19 protein-coding genes are annotated in these 21,570 nt (G+C 69.2%); 13 read left to right on the top strand and 6 right to left on the bottom strand.

Translation table 11 applies throughout. The features are described from left to right. Positions 1–2 precede the first annotated feature (2 nt). The gene (locus AB0B82_RS13755) at positions 3–722 is read right to left on the bottom strand and encodes a DUF4386 domain-containing protein (RefSeq protein ID WP_360166588.1); all 720 of its coding nucleotides are present in this window, start codon (positions 720–722) and stop codon (positions 3–5) included. A gap of 210 nt (positions 723–932) precedes the next feature. Between AB0B82_RS13755 and AB0B82_RS13750 the strand changes: the two genes are divergently transcribed. The 4 genes from AB0B82_RS13750 to AB0B82_RS13735 all read left to right on the top strand — a co-directional run bounded on the left by AB0B82_RS13750 (position 933) and on the right by AB0B82_RS13735 (position 6,716). After that, entirely contained in the window at positions 933–1,700 is a 768-nt protein-coding gene (locus AB0B82_RS13750) for a DUF4386 domain-containing protein (protein ID WP_360166585.1), read from the top strand. A 333-nt stretch (positions 1,701–2,033) separates the two neighbouring features. Continuing rightward, entirely contained in the window at positions 2,034–2,810 is a 777-nt protein-coding gene (locus tag AB0B82_RS13745) for a phytanoyl-CoA dioxygenase family protein (RefSeq protein WP_360166582.1), read from the top strand. Between the two features lie 150 nt (positions 2,811–2,960). Next, entirely contained in the window at positions 2,961–4,259 is a 1,299-nt protein-coding gene (locus AB0B82_RS13740; protein ID WP_360166579.1) for an RDD family protein, read from the top strand. A 777-nt stretch (positions 4,260–5,036) separates the two neighbouring features. Next, complete coding sequence (locus AB0B82_RS13735) at positions 5,037–6,716, top strand: potassium/proton antiporter (RefSeq protein WP_360166577.1); 1,680 nt, start codon at positions 5,037–5,039, stop codon at positions 6,714–6,716. Here AB0B82_RS13735 and AB0B82_RS13730 read toward each other — a convergent pair. The 3 genes from AB0B82_RS13730 to AB0B82_RS13720 are packed head-to-tail and all read right to left on the bottom strand — an operon-like array spanning position 6,713 to position 9,908. Continuing rightward, positions 6,713–8,311 (bottom strand): polyketide antibiotic transporter, encoded by a 1,599-nt coding sequence (locus AB0B82_RS13730; RefSeq protein WP_360166574.1) that lies wholly within the window; start codon positions 8,309–8,311, stop codon positions 6,713–6,715. The two genes, AB0B82_RS13735 and AB0B82_RS13730, sit on opposite strands and share 4 nt — an antisense overlap. Next, the gene (locus AB0B82_RS13725; protein WP_360166571.1) at positions 8,308–9,210 is read right to left on the bottom strand and encodes an ABC transporter ATP-binding protein; all 903 of its coding nucleotides are present in this window, start codon (positions 9,208–9,210) and stop codon (positions 8,308–8,310) included. Before AB0B82_RS13725 ends, AB0B82_RS13730 begins: the two co-directional genes overlap by 4 nt. A gap of 50 nt (positions 9,211–9,260) precedes the next feature. After that, positions 9,261–9,908, bottom strand: coding sequence for a TetR family transcriptional regulator (locus tag AB0B82_RS13720; RefSeq protein ID WP_360166568.1), 648 nt, complete (start codon positions 9,906–9,908; stop codon positions 9,261–9,263). Between the two features lie 308 nt (positions 9,909–10,216). On the opposite strand from AB0B82_RS13720, the gene AB0B82_RS13715 reads away from it, so the two are divergent. Both AB0B82_RS13715 and AB0B82_RS13710 read left to right on the top strand, forming a co-directional pair. Beyond that, complete coding sequence (locus AB0B82_RS13715) at positions 10,217–11,575, top strand: META domain-containing protein (protein WP_360166620.1); 1,359 nt, start codon at positions 10,217–10,219, stop codon at positions 11,573–11,575. A 963-nt stretch (positions 11,576–12,538) separates the two neighbouring features. Next, positions 12,539–13,126 carry a hypothetical protein gene (locus tag AB0B82_RS13710; RefSeq protein WP_360166565.1) on the top strand — a complete coding sequence of 196 codons (588 nt, stop codon included), beginning with the start codon at positions 12,539–12,541 and terminating at the stop codon, positions 13,124–13,126. Between the two features lie 187 nt (positions 13,127–13,313). Here the strand turns inward: AB0B82_RS13710 and AB0B82_RS13705 are convergent, their stop codons facing one another. After that, complete coding sequence (locus tag AB0B82_RS13705; RefSeq protein ID WP_360166563.1) at positions 13,314–13,658, bottom strand: hypothetical protein; 345 nt, start codon at positions 13,656–13,658, stop codon at positions 13,314–13,316. 125 nt (positions 13,659–13,783) lie between these two features. Then, positions 13,784–13,963, bottom strand: coding sequence for a hypothetical protein (locus tag AB0B82_RS13700; RefSeq protein WP_360166560.1), 180 nt, complete (start codon positions 13,961–13,963; stop codon positions 13,784–13,786). 101 nt (positions 13,964–14,064) lie between these two features. On the opposite strand from AB0B82_RS13700, the gene AB0B82_RS13695 reads away from it, so the two are divergent. The 7 genes from AB0B82_RS13695 to AB0B82_RS13665 are packed head-to-tail and all read left to right on the top strand — an operon-like array spanning position 14,065 to position 21,569. Beyond that, the gene (locus AB0B82_RS13695; RefSeq protein WP_360166557.1) at positions 14,065–14,430 is read left to right on the top strand and encodes a metalloregulator ArsR/SmtB family transcription factor; all 366 of its coding nucleotides are present in this window, start codon (positions 14,065–14,067) and stop codon (positions 14,428–14,430) included. After that, on the top strand, positions 14,427–14,930 hold the full coding sequence (locus AB0B82_RS13690) for an oxidoreductase (protein ID WP_360166554.1): 504 nt from the start codon (positions 14,427–14,429) through the stop codon (positions 14,928–14,930). Before AB0B82_RS13695 ends, AB0B82_RS13690 begins: the two co-directional genes overlap by 4 nt. Next, on the top strand, positions 14,927–16,930 hold the full coding sequence (locus tag AB0B82_RS13685; RefSeq protein WP_360166551.1) for a proton-conducting transporter membrane subunit: 2,004 nt from the start codon (positions 14,927–14,929) through the stop codon (positions 16,928–16,930). Before AB0B82_RS13690 ends, AB0B82_RS13685 begins: the two co-directional genes overlap by 4 nt. Continuing rightward, positions 16,927–17,865, top strand: coding sequence for an NADH-quinone oxidoreductase subunit H (locus AB0B82_RS13680; RefSeq protein ID WP_360166548.1), 939 nt, complete (start codon positions 16,927–16,929; stop codon positions 17,863–17,865). The genes AB0B82_RS13685 and AB0B82_RS13680 overlap by 4 nt, the downstream gene beginning before the upstream one ends. A 5-nt stretch (positions 17,866–17,870) precedes the next feature. After that, a complete protein-coding gene (locus tag AB0B82_RS13675; RefSeq protein ID WP_360166545.1) occupies positions 17,871–18,518 on the top strand; it encodes a hypothetical protein in 648 nt (215 codons plus the stop codon). Positions 18,519–18,531: 13 nt separating this feature from the next. Then, positions 18,532–20,055, top strand: a complete 1,524-nt coding sequence (locus AB0B82_RS13670) for a proton-conducting transporter membrane subunit (RefSeq protein ID WP_360166542.1) — start codon at positions 18,532–18,534, stop codon at positions 20,053–20,055. Next, complete coding sequence (locus AB0B82_RS13665; RefSeq protein ID WP_360166539.1) at positions 20,052–21,569, top strand: NADH-quinone oxidoreductase subunit C; 1,518 nt, start codon at positions 20,052–20,054, stop codon at positions 21,567–21,569. The genes AB0B82_RS13670 and AB0B82_RS13665 overlap by 4 nt, the downstream gene beginning before the upstream one ends. Position 21,570: the final 1 nt, after the last annotated feature.

The raw sequence follows: 21,570 nt of genomic DNA, 5'->3' as shown, positions 1-21,570 counted from the left end.
ATTCATCGCGGAGCAGCCTCCAGAATCGGCGACGGCCGGAATCCCCTGACGATCAGGTAAATGCCGAACGAGAGCTCCCAGATGAACTCCGGAATCGTTGCCAGACCCTGAATCGTCGAGCCCCGCTCGGTGAGGTCGAACATCACCGCGATGCTGGACGCCGCCAGCAGCGGACCTCCGATCAGCCCGAGAATTGCCAGCCCGCGCGGTACCAATCCGGAGCGGAACATCAAGTAACCGAGGATCATTCCGTTCGCGACGACGGCGAAGAAGCCCGGGCCGACGAGGAACGACCGGTCGTAGATCGCGACCAAGGTTTCGCCGAAGGCCGCATTGTCACCCGCCGTACCGTCCTGCCGCATCAGCAGGAAGGTCAGCATGCTGATGATTCCGATCGCGATGAACGTGCATTCGAGCACCCGCGCGGTCACGTACCCCAGCGCGAGGGACTCGCTGTAGCGCCGGAAGATCGCGTACGGCACGACCGCGGTCCCGACGTTGGCGATGATCAGGAACAGTTCGAGCACCGCGCCCAGCGCCACGCTCGCGGTCGGATCCGGTCCGATGCCGGTGATGTACTCGGGGTGATCTCGCACCGGCGCGTAGCAGAAGAAATACGCCGGAATCGAGGTCACGAAAGTGGCGACCATGAGCCACCCGGTGATCGTCGCCGTTTTTCGGACGTCGGTGGTCAGGCCGCGCCGATCGATGACAGTACCCATTTGAATCTCCCCCCGGAGCGCAAAGCTCGTGCGCCATGATCCCCACCCGGCGCGAGCTGCGGATTGTGCATTCAGCATGCGCGGGTGGGGCACGGATTGTCCACATGGACACCCGATCCGGGCGGGAGGATGCTGGGCAGTAGCGCGACTGGGAATTGATCGTTGCCGGTTCGGAGGCAACGGCATCGATGTCGTGCGGGGGGCGATCGTATGAGCACGACCAGTAGCCGGACGAAGGTCACCGCAACCGCGACGGGGGATGAGCCGCGGCCGCGGATTGCGCGAACGACAGGCGTTCTCCTTCTGGTGTCCACCGGGGCCTTCCTGGTGGCCGCGACGGTGCTGTCGATGACGTTCGACTGGCCCGACATTCTGCGCGAACCGGCGAACGTGGTCCTGCCTGAGTTCGCCGACGGCGGGACCGGTCTGGTGTGGACGTGGTTCGCGGTCGCCTGGACGTACGCGATCCTGCTGGTGCCGATCCTGTTGCTGCCGGCGGCGCTGGACCGGCGCGACGACGTGGCGTTGCGCGCGGCAACTTTCGCCGGTGCGATCTCGGTCGTGCTGGCGCTGATCGGGTTCCTGCGGTGGGTCTTCGTCGTACCGCCGTTGGCCGACGCCTACGTGGCCGGCGGGGTCGGCGCTCGTACGGCGATCGCCGCGGCATGGACCGCGCAACACCAGTACGGCGGCGCGCTGCTGGGCGAGCACCTCGGACAACTGCTCGGCATCGCGTGGTCGGTGACCGTCAGCGTCATCATTCTGAGAACGCGGGTGCTGCCGACCTGGACCGGCTGGCTCGGATTGATCGCGAGCGCGCTCTACCTGGTGAACCAGGGCGACATTCTCGCTACCGCCGTACCGAACTTCCCGGTCTGGGACCTCGGCGGCCTGATCGGCAGCTACCTGTGGGCCGTCTGGCTGATCGTTCTCGGCGTTCTCCTGCTGAGCAGACGCCCACAGTTCACGTCACGGTGAGGCCGAGGCGACCGGCGTGAGGGTGTCAACAGGCGAGACGACGCGCTCGATGGGAGTGCTGTCGGCCGGAAATCGATCTATCGTCGAGACATGACGCGCGTCAGGTTCGTGGCCGCATTCATCTCGCCGGTGCTCCGCCCGGCGAGCCGCCGTCGGCGTTGGTCGCCCGCGCTGCGGCTCTGAGTAGTTCGCCGGTCCCTTCGCCACCCACCCGCGGATCACCCCGGGGCGGTGGCTGCGCTGCCGACGTACCGGCGTCGCTGTCGTGATTCCTGCCGACCGCTGTTCGACCATCACCGCTGTTCCGCCATCCCTGAGGAAGAGGACAGAGCCATGCTTGATCCCGTTGTGGGCAAAGGTGAGCTGACCGAGACCGACCGCTTCATCTTCGAGTCGTGGGGGTACTTCCTGATCCCCGATGTGCTGACCAAGGACGAGGCCGCCGAGGCGTACGACGTGTCGCAACGCCTGCACGGGCACCGCGATCGCGCCTTCGGGCAGATCGGGCGGACGTACGAGAGTGAGCCGGTGCTGGAGCGGCTCATCGACCACCCCGACGTACTGCCGAAGGTGAAGGGGCTGCTCGGCGACCGTTTCGTCCTGCAAGCCGGGTGGAACACCATGCAGCCGGCGCATGCGGGCAACGGCGGATGGCATCAGGACGGGTCGTCGGCGTACGACTTCAAGGACCTCGGGTACCCGGTGCCGCTGCTGCAGCTGCGGGTGTCGTACCTGCTGACCGATCAGACCGAGCCGGGTATGGGCAACATGGAGCTGATTCCCGGCAGTCATCGGTCGCGGGTCCCGCTGCCGGACTCGGTGCGCGCGAACAAGGGCGACGTACCGATCGGTCATGTGGTGTGTGCCGAGGCCGGGTCGGTCCTGGTGTTCCACAACGGCGTCTGGCACCGGACCTTCCGTCACGACGGCGACTACGACCGCTTCACCACGCACTACGTGTACAGCCCGCCGTGGGTGCGCCCGGCCGACCGGTTCGGCAACGACCCGGAGTTCCTCGAGCGCACCACACCACTCCGGCGAGCCCTGATGGGCGAGTTCACCCGGCCCGACGCGCCGTTCGGTGCCAACTACGAGCCGTTGCCGATCTGAGCTCACAGTCGTCCGGGCCCGCCTCATCCGACTTGGATGAGGCGGGCTGTTCGTTGCTGTGCCAACGATGGAGTCGCTGGGTGTTGTGGCGCTCACCTGACGCCACGAGCCGCAGCGGCACGGGACCGCGATCCCCACGTGGAGCAGCGCATGGCGTCCAACCTGTACAAACCCGATCGGCGGGATTCGAAAGGCTTCCTCGGCCGGGTCACGGGGGCGATGACGGGGCGCGTCGCCGAGACCATCGATCCGAACGTGGTCCTGGAGTTCGTGGACGTCGAGGCGCTGGTCGAACGCATCGACATCAACCGGTTGCTGGACCGGATCGACGAGAACCGCGTCCTCGACCGCATCGACCTGAACGACCTGCTCGAGAACGTCGACCTGAACCGGGTCCTGGACCGGATCGACATCGACCGGCTCTTACAGCGCGCCGACCTGAACCAGTTGCTGAAGTCGATCGATCTGGACGCCGTACTCCGCGAGGTCGACCTCGAGGCGGTCGTCCGCCGGTCCGGTGTCCCCGAGGTGGTCGCAGCGAGTACGAGTCACGCGGCGAAATCGGCCCTTGATCTGGGGCGGCGGCAGCTCGTCGGGCTGGATGCGTTGGTCGGGCGGGTCGTCGATCGGTTGCTGCGGCGTGATCGGCGGCACCTGCCGGACACGCCCGAGTTGCTGCGGGCGCGGGGGCCGGCTGTGGCGCAGGTCCGCCGTACGGTGACCGGCCGGTATGCGAATGCGGTCACGCGGACGGTGGCGAGTTTGATCGACATCGGGATCCTGATGGCGACGTACACGCTCGCGCACGCGGGACTGAAGTTGCTGATCAACGTGCTGTTCGACGCGTCGTTCACCGGATGGTCCGGGCGGGTGTCGACGATCGCGCTGGTGGTGTGGGCCTTCCTGTACGTGTTCACCGGATTGGCGATCACCGGGCGCACAGTGGGGAAGTCGATCGTCGGGTTGCGCGTCGTCCGCAAGAACGGCGCGACGCTTCCGGTGCGGTCCGCGTTCGTGCGGACGCTCGCCTTTCCGTTGAACACGCTGGCGTTCGGCCTCGGCTTCCTCCCGGTCCTCCTGCACCACGAACACCGAGCCCTGCACGACTTCATCGCCGGCACCGCCGTCGTCTACGACTGGGGCGACCGCGCCGCCGAGCTGCCCGGCCCCCTCGCCACCTTCCTCTCCCACCGCAAAGCCTGGACCGACACCGAAGTAGCCCCCACCCCCGACGAACCCCTCAATACCCCCACCCCACCCGCGTACCGCGACGCAGACGGTCAACCTGCCGACGGAGCCCAACCATCCGCCGATGCCGGCGCAGAACGCCCCGCCGCCGACGTGGAAGCGCCCGTCGATGCCGGTGCAGCCCAGTCGCACACGGACACCGGCCAACCGCGCAACGCCCACGCAGACCGACAGCCCACTCGCGCGCCCGGGCAGCGCTGACCCCTCGGTCGGCCCATCGCCCCGACGGCGCCGGCTGCGTGTCAGCTCGACAGGAAGTGTGCCGCTGGCCGGCGTGCGCGCGAACCCGATTACGCGCGAGTGCACCACCTGGTCGGCGACTCGTCCTGTCGAGCTGACACGCCACGCCGGCAGCGGTCCGAACTCCCGCTGGTGACCCGGTTCCCGCGACTTTGTGCACGGTGTCCGTAGCGACACGCCGGTGGTCGTACGGATCCCATGCACAAAGCCGGCGGGTGGCGGCGAGGGGAGTGGACTGCCGGGGTTCGGCAGACACCGGGCACGGTTCGCGGGGGAGGGGGCCCGCCGCTTCGTGTCCGAGTGACTCCCCTCGCCTACCTCCAGTCCACGCCCGTTGACACTGCTGCCAAGGGACCAAGGTCACCGGTCACCCGGTCCTTCCGGCACCTCCTCGCCGGTTGCGCGACCACCCGGCCCCGCCGCACTCGTCCCGCACTCGCGCCGTCGTACCGGCGCCGTCGAACCACCCCGCCGCCCCCGCGCCGCCGTACGTCGCTCTGAGTCCGGTCGTCGAAAGATGGGTGATAGACCGCATACAGCCGCACTCGGTACGGCGGAAAACTGGTGAGGAGGTGGTCGTTCCACCGGGTACGACGACCGACTGGAGGAAGGTGTAGCCGGCCGGAGGGGAGGAGTTGTCGTGACCGCGAGCTCTGCGGCGGGGGCGGCGGACGTGCGCGTTCGGAGCGCCGCGGTTGTCCGCTGTGACTGTCGATCTCTCCGTACCCCGGGCCGACGATGAACCCGTCCGACCTGAACACCGTCGTCCTGGCCGGGACGCTGGTCCTGCTTGCAGGGGTCGCCGCGGTCCGCGTGTCGATCCGGGCTGGACTGCCGAGCCTGCTGCTCTACCTGGCCATTGGTCTCACCATCGGTGAGGCCGGCCTCGGCCTGCACTTCGAGGACACCGGGCTCACGATGATCCTCGGCTCGCTGGCGCTGGCGGTGATCCTGGCCGAAGGCGGGCTGACGACGCGGTGGGAGGTCATCCGCCCCGCGGCCGGGCTCGCGCTCGTGCTGGCCACCGCGGGCGTCGCGATCAGTGTTGTGGTGACGGCCGGGCTGGCGTACTGGGCTCTCGACGTCGATGTGCGTACGGCGCTGCTCCTCGGCGCGGTCGTTTCCTCGACGGACGCGGCGGCCGTGTTCGCGGTCATGCGACGGCTACCGCTGCAACGAAGACTGCGGGCGACGCTCGAGGCGGAGTCCGGGTTCAACGACCCGCCGGTGATCATCCTCGTCACCGTCGTCACCTCGGATGCCTGGGACCAGGCGGGCGCCGGTTCGGTCGCGTTGATGATGGTGCGCCAGCTCGTGATCGGCGCGGTCGTTGGTCTGGCCATCGCTCGGGTCGGGCAGTGGATCCTGTCCCGCAGCGCACTGCCGGCCGCCGGGCTGTACCCGCTGGCGACGATCGCGATCGCCATGCTCGCGTTCGCCACCGCGGGGATCGCCGGCGGCAGTCCGTTCCTTGCCGTGTACATCGCCGGTCTGTGGCTGGGAAACGCTGCGCTGCCGCACCGCGGCACCACACAGGGGTTCGCGGAGGGGCTGGCGTGGCTGGCCCAGATCGGTCTGTTCGTGATGCTCGGGTTGCTCGCGAGCCCGTCCCGGCTGCCGGGTGCGCTGCTTCCCGCGTTGATCGTCGGCGGTGCGTTGCTGCTGGTCGCGCGGCCGTTGTCGGTGCTGTTGTGTGCGACGCCGTTCCGCATCCCGTGGCGCGAGCAGGCGTTCATGTCGTGGGCCGGCCTGCGCGGCGCCGTACCGATCGTGCTCGCGACCATTCCGATCACCGTCGGGCTGCCCTCGGCGGAACGGATCTTCGACGTCGTTTTCCTGCTGGTGGTCGTGTTCACCCTGATCCAGGGGCCGACGCTGCCGCTCGCCGCGCGCCGGCTGGGGGTGGCGGAGTCGATGGCTCCACGGGACGTCACGATCGAGTCCGCGCCGCTGGAGGAGGTGGACGCCACCGTCCTCCAGTTCACCGTGCCCGAGCGCTCCCGGTTGGCCGGGGTGACGGTCGCCGAACTGCGGCTGCCTGGCGAGGCGGTCATCACGCTGATCCACCGCGACAACAAGCTGTTCGTGCCGGAGCCGAACACCGTGCTACGCGCCAACGACCACCTGCTGCTCGCGGTCACCGACGAGTGCCGGCCGGACGTCGAGCGCCGGCTGCGCGCGGTCAGCCGCGCCGGACGACTCGCGTACTGGCACGGCGAACGCGGCGACCTCTCGGAAGCCTCGTCGGACGAGCTCGAGCCGCAGGCCGATGCCGCACCGCAAGCTCAGGAGTCTCGCCCGGCCCTGCGTCCGCGACCGATCATCAGCCATCCGCTGAACGGCCTCAACGGTCACACGCACCACTCGTCCGACCGCAGGCTCACCGCCAAGCCCGAAAGCCGCGAGGGCATCGGCTAACCGGCCTCGATGTCGCGATGCGTGAAGGCAGTACTGCCCGCCACCGCGAGACCACCGGCGAGGATCGCGAGCACGACGAGCGGCGCTGCCTCGAGGTCTGACAGCGGGCTCGGCGTGATGTGCGCGAACGGCGACAGATCTGCGACCCAGGCGGGCAGGTCGAGCAGCGCACCGAACAAGCCGGTGAAGGCGGCGTACCCGACCACGATCCAGGCCAGCGCCGACCAGGACGGCCGTACGCCGAACAGCGCCGCCGCAAGACCCGCCACCACCAACACCGCGGGCAGAAACGCCAAGGTGGCCAGGACCGACTTGCCGAGGGCCTCCGGTCCGCCGCTTCCGGTCGCCGCACCGATGCCGATGCCCAGACCGCTGAGCGCGAGCAGTACGGCGGACGCGACCGCGGTGAATCCGAACCACGAGAAGTACCACCGTTGCCGCGACACCGCGGTGGCGAGCGCGGCGTCCGTGTGGCCGGTGCGCTCCTCAGCACGCAAGCGTAGTACGGAGATCACTGCGAACGCACCGACCAACAGGCCGAAGAACAGCGCCATGGTCGAGTAGAAGGCATCGAGTGGATCCTGACCGGTTGCGGTGAAGACCTCGGCCAGCTGCGGATTGTTGCTGACGGCATCGGTCACCGAATCGCTCAGCGATCCCATCGGTACGGCGAACACGAACAGCCCGACGCCCCACCCGATCAGGCCGGCTCGTTGCTGCCGGGTGGCGAGGCCGAACGGTGTCGACAACGAGCCGGCCGCATCGGCCCGCCCGAGTCGCGGCCGTACGACGCCCGCGCCGACATCGCGGCGCGCCGACAAGAGGTAGCCAAAGGCTACGGTTGCGGCGAGGACGAGGACCGACAGCGACAACGGCCACCACCGCAGCTCGACGAACGGACGGGCCTGTTGTGTCCAGGCCAACGGCGACAACCAGGACAGAAGGTTGCCGCCGGGCTGTGCGACATCGCCGACTGCGCGCAGCAGGAACGCGGCGCCGACCACCGCCATCGCGAGACTCGACGCGGCGCGGGCGTGCTCGGTCAGCTGGACGGTGATCGTCGCGACGCCGGCGAAGGACAATCCGGCGAGTCCGATGCCGGTACCGACCGCGAGGGAATCGGTGGCCTGCAAGCCGCCGCTGAGCATCGCCAGGGTGGTCACGAGCGCCACGCCGAGATTGGCGATGAAGGCGACGACGAGCGCGGCGGTGGTGGCGGCGTGCCGACCGACCACGGTGGAGCGGATCAGCTCGGCGCGACCCGTCTCTTCCTCGGCGCGCGTGTGCCGGGTGATCAGGAAGATGCTCATCATCGCCGCCGGGATCGCGAGGTACAGCACCATTTCGTTGCTGATCATCGCGCCGAGCGTGTAGTCGTCGAGGCCGTAGCCAGGGCCGGACATCAGCTTCGCCGCGGGGGAGCTCATCAGGTCGGCGCGAACCCGGCGTTCCTCCGGGGTTCCGTAGACGGTCGGCAGGGCGCTGACGGCGTACAGCATGCCGAGGCCGATCGCACCGATCCAGATGGGCAGTTTCACGCGATCCCTGCGCAGCGCGAAGCGAATCAGCGTGCCGGTGCCGGTGAGTTCGGTCATGAGTCCGCTCCGACGAGTTCGTCGCCGTACTGCCGGAGGAACAGTTGCTCGAGGGACGGCGGTGCGCTGTGCAGCGCGCGTACGCCGTACTGCCCGAGCAACCGCACCGCGGCCGGCAGTTCGTCGGCGTCCACGTCGAACGTGACCTCGCCGTCCGCGTACCGCAGATCGTGGATGCCAGCGGCATCGGCCAGTCCGGTCGGGGGCTGCTCGAGGGTGGCGGTGATCGTCGTCCGGGTGAGATGGCGCAGCTCGGTGAGCGTGCCGGATTGGACCGCGCGGCCGTTGCGGATGATCGTGACGGTGTCGCACAGCTTCTCGACCTCGGCGAGGATGTGGCTCGACAGCAGCACGGAGCGCCCGGCCTGCTTCACCTCCGCGATGCATTGCTGAAACACCGTTTCCATCAGCGGGTCGAGTCCGGAGGTCGGTTCGTCGAGGATCAGGAGGTCGACGTCCGCGGCCAGCGCGGCGACGAGGGCGACCTTTTGCCGGTTCCCTTTGCTGTAGGTGCGGCCCTTCTTGGTCGGGTCGAGTTCGAAGCGTTCGAGGAGCTCTTTCTTCCGGGCGGGGTTCGCCGTACCGCGGAGCCGGGAGAGCAGGTCGATGGCTTCACCACCGGTCAGGTTCGGCCAAAGGCTGACGTCGCCGGGGACGTACGCGAGCCGGCGATGCAGCGCGACCGCGTCGGACCACGGGTGCTTGCCGAGCACCGACACCTCGCCGGAGTCGGCGCGGAGCAGGCCGAGGAGGATCCGGATCGTGGTGGATTTCCCGGCGCCGTTCGGGCCGAGGAAACCGGCGACCTGGCCGGCGGGGACAGTCAGGTCGAGGCCGTCCAGGGCCCGCACTTGACCGAAAGACTTGTACAACTGCGAGATCGCGAGGGCATCGGGCACAGCGAACCTCCGTGGGAGAGGGTGTCGGGGTGTGGTTGCTTCCGTCGGGCCTAGGGCTTGGGCGGAGCGTTGACGTACTCGACGTAGTCGTCGAGCATCGTGCGATCGGTGAGCAGACCGTCGGTGAACAGTTCCAGGGCCGGCAGCGTGACCTCATCGGCCAGCCGCCGTAGCTCGGTCCGGAACTGCTCGATTTCCACCGGGCCGCCGTACAGCGACATCCACAGCAACAGGTAGCCGGTGTAGTGATACGTCAGATACCGGGCCCGGGCGACCGGATCGCGGCTCGGTTTGATCGTCCCGGCCTGCACGCCGACCTCGAGGTATTCGAGCGCGTCCTCGGCCATCCGGTCGACGAACTGCCGCCCGAGCTCGCCGCCCGCCTGCATGCTGCGCAGTGAATACAGCGCGTACGGCGCATACTGCTCGACGTCGGCGAGCTGCGTGATCGCATTGAGGCTGCGCGTCGTCACCTTCAACTTCTCGGACCGGATCACGCCCAGCACATGCGCGTCACACGCGGCGCGCAACCCGTCCTTCGAGCCGAAGTGATGCACCACGAGGCCCGCGGTCACGCCCGCGTCCGCCGCAACCGCCCGCAGTCCGGCCCCGAACCCGTCCCGCCCGAACCGCACGATCGCCGCGTCCCGGATCCGCGCAGCCGTCGAGAGGTCGTCGGCTTGCCTTGTTGAACGCATGTTCAATACATTAAACACCTGTTCAATGAGTCGCAAGTACGGCGTGCCAAGAGCAACCCATCGAGGCGGACACCACGGCGACCGCCGTGCGGTGGGTCATCGAGGTGCCGCGCTCCAAGTGTTAGAAGCGTGCTGCCCGGTGTCGTTCGGTCGGATCAGCTCCCTCAGCGATCACGGCCGTTCGACGCATCGTCTCGTGGAGGCGGGCCTCGCACCTCGGACGGCGTACGCGCGGGTCGATCGGCGTACCGCGCACGACCGAAACCGGGTAGCCGTCCCGGCATGGGTGGGCCGATACTTCGGAGGTGATGGAGCAGTTGCCCGAGCTCGACCGCGCCCAGTTGCAGGCGATCGATCGGCTGCGGGCGGGTGCGGCCGTGGTCGTGACGTGGCCCGGTCCGATGCCGTACGGCGGGGTTGCCTCCGATCCTGATGCTCTGATCTGGCACTCGCACGACGGGCGGCTCGGGATCTCGGTGCATTCGGCCGGCGCGCGGGAGAAGCTGTACCGGTACCTCGACCTCCCCGACGACGCGCTGGCCGCGGTCGACTTCGCGCTCGCCGAACGGGTCTCCGTCCTCGCGCCGATCCGATTGGATCCAACGATGCCCGAATGGCTGGCGCCGGCGATTGCGGACGGTCGCGTGCTGTTCTTCAACGGTTCCTGGGGTCCGCTGGCGCTGCTCTGGGAAAGCTTTTCTTACCTGTACGGTGTCGCTGTGGCGGATCGTGCTTCCGCTCCCGGCACGGTGATCGTTGACGCGGACCATCTCCGCGAACAGGCGTCGTACGGCATCGGTACGACAGTCCGCGTCGATCGTGAGGGTCAGCTGAGTATCGATCGCACCGGTCACGCGGCGGATGTCGACGTACTGCTGGACAGATTGCGCGAGTTCGCATCCGAGATGGCGCCACAGGACGCGGGGCCGACACCCCTCGGCAAGGCCTACCTTTCCACGGCGGTGCTGGAAGGCCGCGAGTCCAGGGAGCTGGTACCGGGGACGCGCATCCAGCTCGAGTTCGAGCGGGTGCCGAACCAGAACGCGGACGGCCCGCGGGTGTACGACGTCGTACGCGCGCACGCCGGCCGCAACCGGATGACCGTAGCCGTCGCAGCCGGCCAACTGCTGATTCAGGGAACGCTCCACATCGACGGATTCGGCGGTACCGCGATCCGCAGTCAACCACCTTTGCGAGACCAGGAGGAGTGGTTGAAGGCATTCCTGATGAGCAGACCTTCATGGCGGCTGAACGGCGACGAACTCACGCTGAACGCAGACGGTACGACGATCACCCTGCTGGACCGGCGCATCGCGGAACCGGACCTCCCGCTCGACGGCACCCGATGGAAGGTCGCCGCAACCATCACCAACGCCGACCTCCGCCACTACCACCACCGCGCGGCCGAAGCGTGGCTGATGTTCCAGGGCGACCGCCTCACCGCGTGGACCGGGCACAACCGCCTCACCGCTACCGTCACCCGCACCAACACCCAACTGACGTTCACGGCCGTCACCCGCACCACCCACCCCTGCCCACCCGGCTCAGCCCCCGTAGAAGCCGCCATCATCGCGACCGTCGGGACCACGGTCACCTATACCCGCACCCAGAACACGCTCACCCTCCTCACCCGAGCCGGCCTCGGCCTCACCCTCCGAGCGCCGTAAAACACCAGCCCCCGGTCACGCCGTACCACCCACCGAACCCGCTCTACGCCGGCGTGGTGGCGCGCCCCGTCGGCGCCTGGACGGGCCACTTTGTGCATGGGATCCGTATGGCGGTCGGCGTGTCGTACGGATCTGGTGCACAAAGTGGGCACGCGCGGCACGCATCCGGCCGAGCGCGGGTGCCCGCCGCTGCCGAGCGTCGGCTGCCGCGGGCGGACCCGGTCCATCCGCTGAGCCCGCGCTTCCGCCGCCCGTGTGGAGATGGCCGTTGGGGTCCGGGATCACTTTGTGCATGGGATCCGTACGGCGGTCGGCGTGTCGTACGGATGTGGTGCACAAAGTGGTTGCGCCGCTCGGCGGCTGGGCGTTCCCAGGCTGGGGCGGTCCGCGGTGGCGCGGTCCGCGGGTGGTGACGGTCGTGGCGTCGGTGGTTGCTGGTTGGGCCACTTTGTGCATGGGATCCGTACCGCGGTCGGCGTGTCGTACGGATCTGGTGCACAAAGTGGGCACGCGCGGCACGCATCCGGGCGAACGCGGGTGCCCGCCGCTGCCGAGCGTCGGCTGCCGCGGGCGGACCCGGTCCATCCGCTGAGCCCGCGCTTCCGCCGCCCGTGTGGAGATGGCCGTTGGGGTCCGGGATCACTTTGTGCATGGGATCCGTACGGCGATCGGCGTGTCGTACGGATCTGGTGCACAAAGTCGCTCTGGTGTGGGGCGACTGGGCGTTTTCGGGGCTCGCGCGGTCCGGGCCGGCGCGCGAGGGATGCTCCGGCGGTGGGCGAGGCTTGCTCGGGCGGCGGGCGGCGGGCGGCGGGCGGGTTGATGGGCGCGCGTAGTGGGGGTGCTCAGCGCGGGGTGCCGGGCGAGGGAGTTCGGGGTGGGGGAGGTGCGGCTGGGGGTGGGGCATGAAGTGGCGTCGGACGGGTACTGAGAGTGCCGATCCTGGGTGAGGTTTGGGGGTGTGTGGTGGAGCGGTATCGGCGAGCGTGGCAGGTCACCTGTGGCGTGGTGGGCGTCGTCGGGGTGGTGATCGGGTTCGTGGTGCTGCCGATGGCGGCTTGGGGGGTGTTCGGGCTGCTCGCGGTCGTGGTCGCGTTGGCGATGGTTGTTGGCGATGATCCGGAGACGGGCGAAGGGCCGTCGGTCGGTCGTTCGATTCTGGTCGGGGTGGCGGCCGCGGTGGGCGTTGCGGCGGTGCTGGGGTTCGCGGCGGTGCTTGGGGCTGGTGCGTTGGTACTGCTGCTGTTCCTGGCGGCCGGGGCTCCGCCGGCGGTACGTCGGTACGCGTCGCTGCTCGGGATCGGGCGCCAGGTCGAAGCGCCGGTCGTCGCCGAGGTCGGTACGGACAGGCTGTGCCGCGACTGGCTCAACAGTTATGACGCCCTCCGCAACGCCGACTCGGAACTCGAACGGCTTCGGATCGTCGCCGACAGACAACGTTGCCTCGACGAACTCGAACGCCGCGACCCCGAAGGCTTCCAGGCCTGGCTCGGCTCCGCCGCCGGACCCGCCACTGACCCCCGCCGCTTCCTCACCGACCACGAAGGCTGACCTCCGACCACGAAGGCTGCCCCTGACCACGAGGGCCGACCCCGACCACGAAGGCCGACCTTGACCACGAAGGCCGAGCCTGACCACGAAGGCCGACCCCGACCACGAAGGCTGAGACGGCTGATCGCCGGGGCGCAGATCGTGCGGCGCGCCAACGGGCGATGGCGCCGCCGGCTGGAAGTCGAAGTCAGAAAGCGCGGGCGACCTGGCGTGGTGCGTGCCGGCGGCGCGGTGTGGTGTGGATCGGGGTCTGCGCAGCTCGCCGGGTGGGTGCTGTCGTTGGGCGGTGGGTGCCGGCGGCGAGGTTGGTGCCGATCAGGGTGGTCAGGTTGGCGCGTACGGCGGACTTGGTGACGCGGAGCAGGTCGTCCCAGTCCGGGTGCTGGCGGCGGATCCGGTGGCCGGTGGTCAGGACGAGGCTGAGGACGCGGCCGGGCGCGACGGCGCCGGCGTATTCGAGAGACAACTGTTCCGCGAGTTCGCGGAGGCCGGCGCGGGCTGCGAGCGCGTCCAGCGGATTCGAATCGTTCATCCCCACCATGAAGACAGCGCCGCGACGGGCTGGTCAGGGTCTAAGGTCCCGAAATCTGCGGGACCACTCCAGCCAACCCCGCAGTAACGGGGCCACAAGCTGCAGCCCGTCGCCCTACCAGCCGGTTACGTGGCGGAGGAGTCCGGTGGGACGGCGATGTTGTTGTCGGCGGCTTGGCGGGTGAGGCTGTCCAGTTCGCCGGCGTAGATGCGTTCGGCGTCGAGGTCGCCGGCCCGGCGGGCGGTGCGGAGTTCTTCCCGGGCGAGGGCGATCCGTTGGAGCAGAGCCTCGCCGTACGCGTCCATGAACGCCCCACATCCCCTCGACCAGTCATGTACGAGTTGCAGAATTCTTCAATTCATGATCGCATAGATTGCGAAAAGAGTGGACCGGTCGAGGGGACGAGATGACGACGCCGCTGCACCAGCTGAAGGCGGAGTTCTTCAAGACCCTCGGGCATCCCGCGCGGATCCGCGTGCTGGAGCTGCTGAGCGAGCGTGAGATGGCCGTCAGCGAACTACTGCCGGAGCTCGGGCTCGAAGCGTCGAACCTGTCGCAGCAGCTCGCGGTCCTGCGCCGCGCCGGTCTGGTGACGACCCGCCGTGAGGGATCACAGGTGTACTACTCGCTGGCCAGCCCCAAGGTGGCCGAGCTGCTCGCCGTCGCGCGAGTCATTCTGACCGAGGTGCTGTCCGAGCAGGTCGAACTGCTGGACGGCCTGCGCGCGGACGCTGCCTCGGAGCGTTCGCGAGGACGGCGGGCCGCGCGGTGAGAGCGCTCTTCCACAAGATCCGCAGCACCGGCCGCGTCGCCGAGCCCGCACCACAGCGGCCGGACGAAAAGCCCGGCACGACGCCGAACAACGACAAGCAGGACGACGTACTGCGCGGCTCGGTGCAGGTGCGGCACGTGGACGCCGGCTCGTGCAACGGCTGCGAGATCGAGATCGGGTCCGCGTTCGGCCCGGTGTACGACGGCGAGCGGTACGGCGCGCGCCTGGTCGCATCGCCGCGCCATGCCGACGTACTGCTCGTGACCGGGCCGGTGACGAAGAACATGGCCGAGCCGCTGCGCAAGGCGTACGACGCGACGCCCGCACCGAAGCGGGTGGTCGCGGTTGGTGACTGCGCGCACAACTGCGGTGTCTTCACGGGCGGCTACGGTGTCGAAGGGGCGGTCGCCGACGTGATCCCGGTCGACGTCGTTGTCAGGGGTTGCCCGCCGGAGCCGCCCCGGATCATCGAAGCGCTGCGGGATCTGACCGGACGATGACGATCGGCTGGGCGCTGCTCGGCGTACTGGTGACCGCCGGGCTGGGTGCGCTGGGTGCCTTCACCACTGGACCACGCCTCCGGGTGCTGATCGCCGGCTGGTCGACGGTCGCCGTCGGCGCCGCGGGTGTGCTCGTCGGTGCGCTCGCCTTGAGCGGAGCGACGTACTCGACGACCATGCCTGAGCTGCTCCCGCTGAGCGAGGCAGAGATCGCGGCCGACGCGCTGTCGGGCATGTTCTGCCTGCTGATCGGCGGCGTTGCGATCGTCACCGGCATCTACAGCCTGGGCTACTTCAGCGGCCACACAGCGGCCAAGACTCCTTTGGGCGTCCTGCCGCTGTTCGCCGCGGCGATGATCCTCGTCCCGGTCGCCGCGAACGTGACGACGTTCCTCGTGCTCTGGGAGTTGATGGCGCTCGCCTCGCTCATCCTGGTGCTCACCGAGCATCGGTCCAGAGCGGCGGTCCGCGAAGCGGGGGTCTGGTACGGCGCCATGACGCATGCCGGTCTGATCACGATCATGCTCGGCCTGGTGCTGTTCGCGTCGAAGGCCGGCGGTGAGTCCTTCGCGGCGCTGCGCGAGGCAGAGCTGTCCGGCACCACACGCTCACTCGTCTTCGTGCTGACCTTCGTCGGCTTCGGTTCGAAGGCCGGCCTGGTGCCGCTGCACGTCTGGCTGCCGCGCGCCCACCCGGAGGCGCCCAGTCCGGTGTCGGCGCTGATGTCGGCCGCGATGGTGAAGCTCGGCCTGTACTGCGTCCTGCGCGTGGGCCTCGACCTGCTCGCCGGTGGTCCGCGCTGGTGGTGGCTGCTGGTGCTGATTGCCGGTGCGATCTCCGCTCTGTACGGCGTCCTGCAGGCCAGCGTTGCGACGGATCTGAAACGCCTGCTCGGCTACTCCACCACCGAGAACCTGGGCCTGGTGTTCCTCGGCGTCGGCGCCGGTGGGATGTTCGCGGCCGACGGCAACCGGACGCTCGCGAGCCTGCTGATCGCGGCCGCGGTCCTGCACGCGCTCAACCACGCCGCCTTCAAGGCGCTGCTGTTCCTCGGCGCCGGGTCCGTGCTACGAGCCACCGGCGTCCGCGACCTGGACGGACTCGGCGGGTTGGTGTCCCGGATGCCCGCCACGACCGCTCTGTTCGGGGTCGGCGCGTTGGCCGCGGCCGCGCTGCCGCCGGGCAACGGGTTCGTGTCCGAGTGGCTGCTGGTGCAGGGGCTGATCCACGGTCTGCCCACCGCGGACACAGTCGTCACCGTCGCGATGCCGCTGGCTGTCGGCGTGGTCGCGCTGACCGCGGGCCTCGGCGTAGTCACGTTCGTCAAGGCATTCGGTGTCGGCTTCCTCGCCCGTCCACGCTCGGCCCGCGCCGCGGACGCCAAGGAATCGCCGCTGAGCATGCGCGTGGCGATGATCCTCGCGGCGGCCGGTTGCGCCGCGCTGGCGATCGTCCCCGCGGCGGCCGGTCCGGCGTTGACCGCCGTACTCCAGGAGCTGCCGACGGTGCGTGACGGCGTCCCGATCCACGGCCTGGTGATCCTGCGCCTGACCGATCTGCAAGGCCAGATGTCACCGTTCCTGATCCTGACCGGCCTGTTGCTGGCCGCGGTGCTCGCCGTCGCGCTGGTCCGGTCCGGACTTCCGCGGCGCCGGTCGCTCGTCTGGGGCTGTGGCGGCACCCGCCTGGATCCGCGGATGGAGTACACCGCGACGTCGTTCGCCGAGCCGCTGACGCGCGTGTTCGACGATGTCCTGCGTCCCGAGTCGGATGTCGATGTGACACACCACGAGGAGTCGCAGTACCTGGTGCGCGGCGTCAAGTACCGGCAACGGGTGGACGACCGCGTCGAGCAGCTGCTGTACCCGCCGGTGATTGCTGGTGGCAACAAATTCGGGTCGACGCTCAGCCGCCTGCAGAACGGCAGCCTGCATCGCTATCTCGCACTCGGTCTGGTCGGGCTGATCGTGGTCCTGGTCGTCGTGGGGCTGGTGACATGAGCACGATCGGTGCAGGTCTCCAGTTCGCGCTGCTCGTGGTCCTGGCGCCGTACCTCGTCGGACTGATGCGGCAGGTCCGGGCTTCGATGGAAGGCCGGGCGGGTGCCGGGATCGGGCAGCCGTGGCGCGACCTGCGCAAGCAGTTCCGCAAGGAGCCGATCTCGCCCGAAGGTTCGAGCTGGGTGTTCGTCGCGGCTCCGGCCGCGCTGGTGGCCACAACGCTGGTGATCGCGGCGGTCGCGCCCTTCGTCACGACGGTGTCACCGCTGAGCGAGATCGCCGACCTGTTCGCCGTGGTCGCGCTGCTGCTCCTCGGTACGGTCGCGCTCGCCCTGGCCGGGCTGGACACCGGTACGGCCTTCGGCGGGATGGGCGCCAGCCGGGAGATGACGGTTGCGGCGTTGGCCGAGCCCACGATCCTGCTGGCCGGCTTCGCGCTGTCGGTCCGGGTCGGTACGACGAACCTCGCGGCGATCATGGAGCGCGGCAGCCGCGAACCGGCGGACCTGCTGTCGCCCGCGTCGCTGCTCGCGGCCGTGGCCCTCGCCGTGGTGGTGATCGCCGAGGCCGGCCGGCTCCCGGTCGACAATCCGTCGACGCACCTCGAGCTGACGATGATCCATGAGGCGATGGTGCTGGAGTACTCCGGCCGGGACCTCGCGCTGGTCGAGTTCGCGTCCGCGCTGCGCCTGACGGTCCTGCTGGGCCTGTGGGTGAACCTGTTCGTTCCGTGGGGGATCGCCACGACCGCCTCGCCGGTCGCGTTGCTGCTCGGCGGCGCGGCGTTCGTCGTCAAGCTGGCGGCCGTCGGTGCGCTGCTCGCCGCGGGCGAGGTCTTCATGGCCAAGCTGCGGTTGTTCCGGGTCCCCGAACTGCTCGCGGGCTCGTTCCTGTTCGGTGTCCTGGCCGTGTCGTCCTCCTTCTTCCTGGCGTGATCGCGATGACCCAAGGGCTCTATCTGATCTGCGGCGGGCTGCTGCTGTCGACGGTGATGGTGCTGTGGCGGCGTGAGTTGTCCGCGATCGTCAGGCTGCTCGCGCTGCAGGGTGTCCTGCTCGGTGTGCTGGCCGGCGTGCTGGCCGCGAGGCTGGAAAGCATAGAGCTCGCCGTGGTCGCGGTCGGCGTACTCGTGCTGAAGGCGGTCGTGCTGCCGGGCGTCCTGCGTCGCGTACTGCGCGACAGCGGCGAGGCCCGTGAGACCGCGCCGCTGATCAACGTGCCCGCGTCGATCGTGGCCGCGGCGCTGCTCACTCTGCTCGCGTACGCGGCGAGCCGGCCGATCGTCCGGTTGACGCCGACGGCGGAGACCCACGCGGTGCCAGTCGGGCTGGCCATGGTGCTGATCGGGTTCTTCGTGCTGGTGACCAGGCGGCGGGCGCTGTCGCAGATCGTCGGGTTCCTGCTGCTCGACAACGGGATCGCGACCACGGCGTTCCTGCTCACCGGTGGGGTGCCCGGGGTCGTCGAGCTCGCCGTGTCCCTCGACGTCCTGCTGGTCGTGCTGGTGCTGCAGGTCCTGACCGTACGGTTGCGCGCGACGTTCGGCGGCACGGACATCGACGAGCTGCAGGAGTTGCGGGACGCATGAACGAGGAGATCCGATGAGTACAGATCTCACCGGCGGCACGGCGGTCCTGCTCGTGGCCGCGCCGATCGTCGCGCCGGTGCTCGCGGCCGCCGCGACGATCCTGCTCGGCTGGCGTCGCTCGGTGGCCACCGGCGCGATCGCAGCCGCTGCGGTCGCGCTCGCGGTCGGCGCCGGTACGGCGGTCCGGACCGCGGACGGCGGTGTCGTCGAGGCGGGCGAGTGGCTGCGGATCGATGCGCTGTCGGGGCTGATGCTGGTGGTGATCGGCCTCGTCGGGGTGATCGCGACCTGGTTCGGTGTCGGGTACGTCGACGACGAGCTGCGGACCGGTTCCTCGGATGCGACCGGCGCCCGGCGGTACGGCGTACTGGTGCCGCTGTTCCTCGCGACGATGGTGGTCGCGGTCGAAGCGAACAACCTCGGGCTGCTGTGGGCGGCGATCGAGGCGACCACGGTCGTCACCGCGTTCCTCGTCGGGCATCGCGGATCGCGGCGGTCGCTGGAGGCGACGTGGAAGTACGTCGTCATCTGCTCGGTCGGGATCGCGCTCGCCTATCTGGGGACCGTGCTGGTGAACTACGCCGCCAAGCAGGCCGGGGTGGAGGAGCACGGAACGCTCGCCTGGAGCACCTTGGCGGCTCACGCCGGGGATCTGGACCCGGGTGTCATGCAACTGGCGTTCGCCCTGCTCGTGCTGGGCTTCGGGACCAAGGCCGGTCTGATCCCGCTGCACAGTTGGCTTCCCGACGCCCACAGCCAGGCACCGGCACCGGTCTCGGCGTTGATGTCGGGCGTTCTGCTGCCGGTCGCGATCTACGCCCTGATGCGCTACCGGGTCATCGCCGTGGGCAGTGCGGGCCCGGGCTTTGTCCGCGCGCTGCTGTTGGCCATAGCGCTCGGGTCGCTGCTGCTCGCAGCCGGTCTGATCCTTGCGCAACGCGACTACAAACGGTTGCTGGCGTACTCGAGCATCGAGCACATGTCGCTGGCCGCGATCGGCGTGGCGATCGGGACACCGCTCGCGTTCTTGGCCGTCCTGCTGCACATCGTCGGCCACGGTGTGGGCAAGGCGGTGCTGTTCTGTGGCGCGGGGGAGATCCTTGCGCGCGAAGGCAGTACGCGGATCGACGCCGTCCGGAGCTTGTTCGCGCGGACGCCGGTGCTTGCGGGCGTCTTCGCGATCGGACTCGTCGCGCTGCTCGGCCTGCCGCCGTTCAGCCTGTTCGTCAGTGAACTCGGGCTGCTCCGCGCGAGTATGGACGCCGGGCTCGGGTGGGTGGCCGCGGCCGTACTGATCCTGCTGCTCGTGGTCTTCGCGGGCATCGCGGGGAAGGCGGCGGGCATGCTGTTCGGCGCCGACCCAGGCGCCGACCCAGGCTCCGGCTCTGGCTCAGGTTCAGGCGGACGTGCCGCGCTGCGCGTGTCGACCGCTGCTCCGCTCGTCGCCGGCCTGGTGCTCGTGGGGGTCATCGGTGTCGTCGAGTGGCCGCTCGCCGCCTTGCTCCGAACTGCTGCCGAGATCGCGGGGACCCGATGAGTCCGGACGTCCGAACCTACCCGAACCGCCGCCAGGTGACGGTCAACGCCGGATCTCTCGTACAGCGGGCGAAGGAACTGCTGGACCAGGGCTTCCGGCTGGCGCTGATGTCCGGCCACGACGATCCGGACGGTTTCCGGGTCGTGTACCTGTTCGTCGCCGGCGACCCCGATCGACGGGTCGAGCTCGTGCTCAAGACGAGCCGGTCCGAGCCCCGGATCCCCAGCCTGGCCGCGGTGTCCTTCCCGGCCGGACGGTTCGAGCGGGAGCTGCACGACCTGTTCGGGATCGAGGCGACCGGTCACCCGCTGCCGCGACGACTGGTGACCCACCAGCACTGGCCCGAAGGCTGGTACCCGATGCGCCGCGACGCGGGAGATCCGAGCGAGTACGGCGGATTCGGCGATGTCGACGTACCGTACCCGTTCCTGACCGTCGACGGCGCCGGCGTGTACGAGATCCCGGTCGGGCCGATCCATGCCGGCCTGATCGAGCCGGGACACTTCCGGTTCTCGGTCGTGGGTGAGACGATCCTGAAACTCAAAGCCCGGCTGTGGTTCGTGCACAAAGGCATCGAGAAGCTTGCCGAGGGCAAACAGGTTGACGACGTGCTCGCACTGGCCGAACGCGTCTCGGGCGACACGGCCGTCGGGCACGCGCTGGCGTTCTGCCTGGCGCTCGAGGAAGCCCGGGACTGGAGGGTTCCGCCGCAGACCCAGGTGCTCCGCGCGATCGTCCTGGAGCTGGAGCGGCTGTACAACCACGTCACCGATATCGGTGCCCTCTGCAACGACGTCGGGTACGGCATCGCGAACGCGCATGCCCAGCGAATCCGCGAACGCCTGCTGCGTCTGAACAAGGAAGTCACGGGGCACCGGCTGCTCCGTGGCGCGGTGGAGCCGGGCGTGGCCCGAGTCCGCAGCCTGCCCACCGGCGAAGAGCTCAGCGCGATCGCCGCGGACATCCAACTGATCGTGGACATTGCCCTCGGCAACAGCGTCGTGCTGGACCGGATGGCGGGCACCGCTGTGCTGACCAAGGAACAGGCACAGGGCATCGGCACCCTCGGGTACGTCGCACGCGCCAGCGGACTCGACCTCGACGCGCGCCGCGCGCACCCGTTCTCACCGCTGACCCGCGGTGTCATGGCCGCGGTACACACCGACGGGGACGTCCTGTCGCGACTGCGTACTCGCGTCGGCGAGATCCACGCCTCGGTTGCACTGATCGGCCAGCTGCTCGCGACCCGGCCGCCGCTGAGCGCCGAGGCCGCTGAGCCGAGCTACCTCGCCGCTCGCCGATCGTCCGGTGTCGGTCTGGTCGAAGGCTGGCGTGGCACGATCACCCAGCGGGTCGAGTTGGCCCCGGACGGCACTGTGGCGCGGTGGAAGATCGTCGACCCGTCGTTCTTCAACTGGCCCGCGCTCCCGGTGGCACTCGCCGACACGATCGTCCCGGACTTCCCGTTGACCAACAAGAGCTTCAACCTGTCCTACGCGGGCAACGACCTCTGAG

This window comes from Kribbella sp. NPDC048915 (genome assembly GCF_040649595.1).
Classification (GTDB): domain Bacteria; phylum Actinomycetota; class Actinomycetes; order Propionibacteriales; family Kribbellaceae; genus Kribbella.
Note: the sequence above shows the minus strand (reverse complement) of the source record. Positions and strands in the feature narration are given on the sequence as shown.

Excerpts from the sequence above, each read along its gene's own strand:
- AB0B82_RS13755 (WP_360166588.1), bottom strand. The coding sequence starts at position 722 with ATGGGTACTGTCATCGATCGGCGCGGCCTGACCACCGACGTCCGAAAA.
- AB0B82_RS13750 (WP_360166585.1), top strand. The coding sequence starts at position 933 with ATGAGCACGACCAGTAGCCGGACGAAGGTCACCGCAACCGCGACGGGG.
- AB0B82_RS13745 (WP_360166582.1), top strand. The coding sequence starts at position 2,034 with ATGCTTGATCCCGTTGTGGGCAAAGGTGAGCTGACCGAGACCGACCGC.
- AB0B82_RS13740 (WP_360166579.1), top strand. The coding sequence starts at position 2,961 with ATGGCGTCCAACCTGTACAAACCCGATCGGCGGGATTCGAAAGGCTTC.
- AB0B82_RS13735 (WP_360166577.1), top strand. The coding sequence starts at position 5,037 with ATGAACCCGTCCGACCTGAACACCGTCGTCCTGGCCGGGACGCTGGTC.
- AB0B82_RS13730 (WP_360166574.1), bottom strand. The coding sequence starts at position 8,311 with ATGACCGAACTCACCGGCACCGGCACGCTGATTCGCTTCGCGCTGCGC.
- AB0B82_RS13720 (WP_360166568.1), bottom strand. The coding sequence starts at position 9,908 with ATGCGTTCAACAAGGCAAGCCGACGACCTCTCGACGGCTGCGCGGATC.
- AB0B82_RS13715 (WP_360166620.1), top strand. The coding sequence starts at position 10,217 with ATGGAGCAGTTGCCCGAGCTCGACCGCGCCCAGTTGCAGGCGATCGAT.
- AB0B82_RS13705 (WP_360166563.1), bottom strand. The coding sequence starts at position 13,658 with ATGAACGATTCGAATCCGCTGGACGCGCTCGCAGCCCGCGCCGGCCTC.
- AB0B82_RS13700 (WP_360166560.1), bottom strand. The coding sequence starts at position 13,963 with ATGGACGCGTACGGCGAGGCTCTGCTCCAACGGATCGCCCTCGCCCGG.
- AB0B82_RS13695 (WP_360166557.1), top strand. The coding sequence starts at position 14,065 with ATGACGACGCCGCTGCACCAGCTGAAGGCGGAGTTCTTCAAGACCCTC.
- AB0B82_RS13685 (WP_360166551.1), top strand. The coding sequence starts at position 14,927 with ATGACGATCGGCTGGGCGCTGCTCGGCGTACTGGTGACCGCCGGGCTG.
- AB0B82_RS13680 (WP_360166548.1), top strand. The coding sequence starts at position 16,927 with ATGAGCACGATCGGTGCAGGTCTCCAGTTCGCGCTGCTCGTGGTCCTG.
- AB0B82_RS13675 (WP_360166545.1), top strand. The coding sequence starts at position 17,871 with ATGACCCAAGGGCTCTATCTGATCTGCGGCGGGCTGCTGCTGTCGACG.
- AB0B82_RS13670 (WP_360166542.1), top strand. The coding sequence starts at position 18,532 with ATGAGTACAGATCTCACCGGCGGCACGGCGGTCCTGCTCGTGGCCGCG.
- AB0B82_RS13665 (WP_360166539.1), top strand. The coding sequence starts at position 20,052 with ATGAGTCCGGACGTCCGAACCTACCCGAACCGCCGCCAGGTGACGGTC.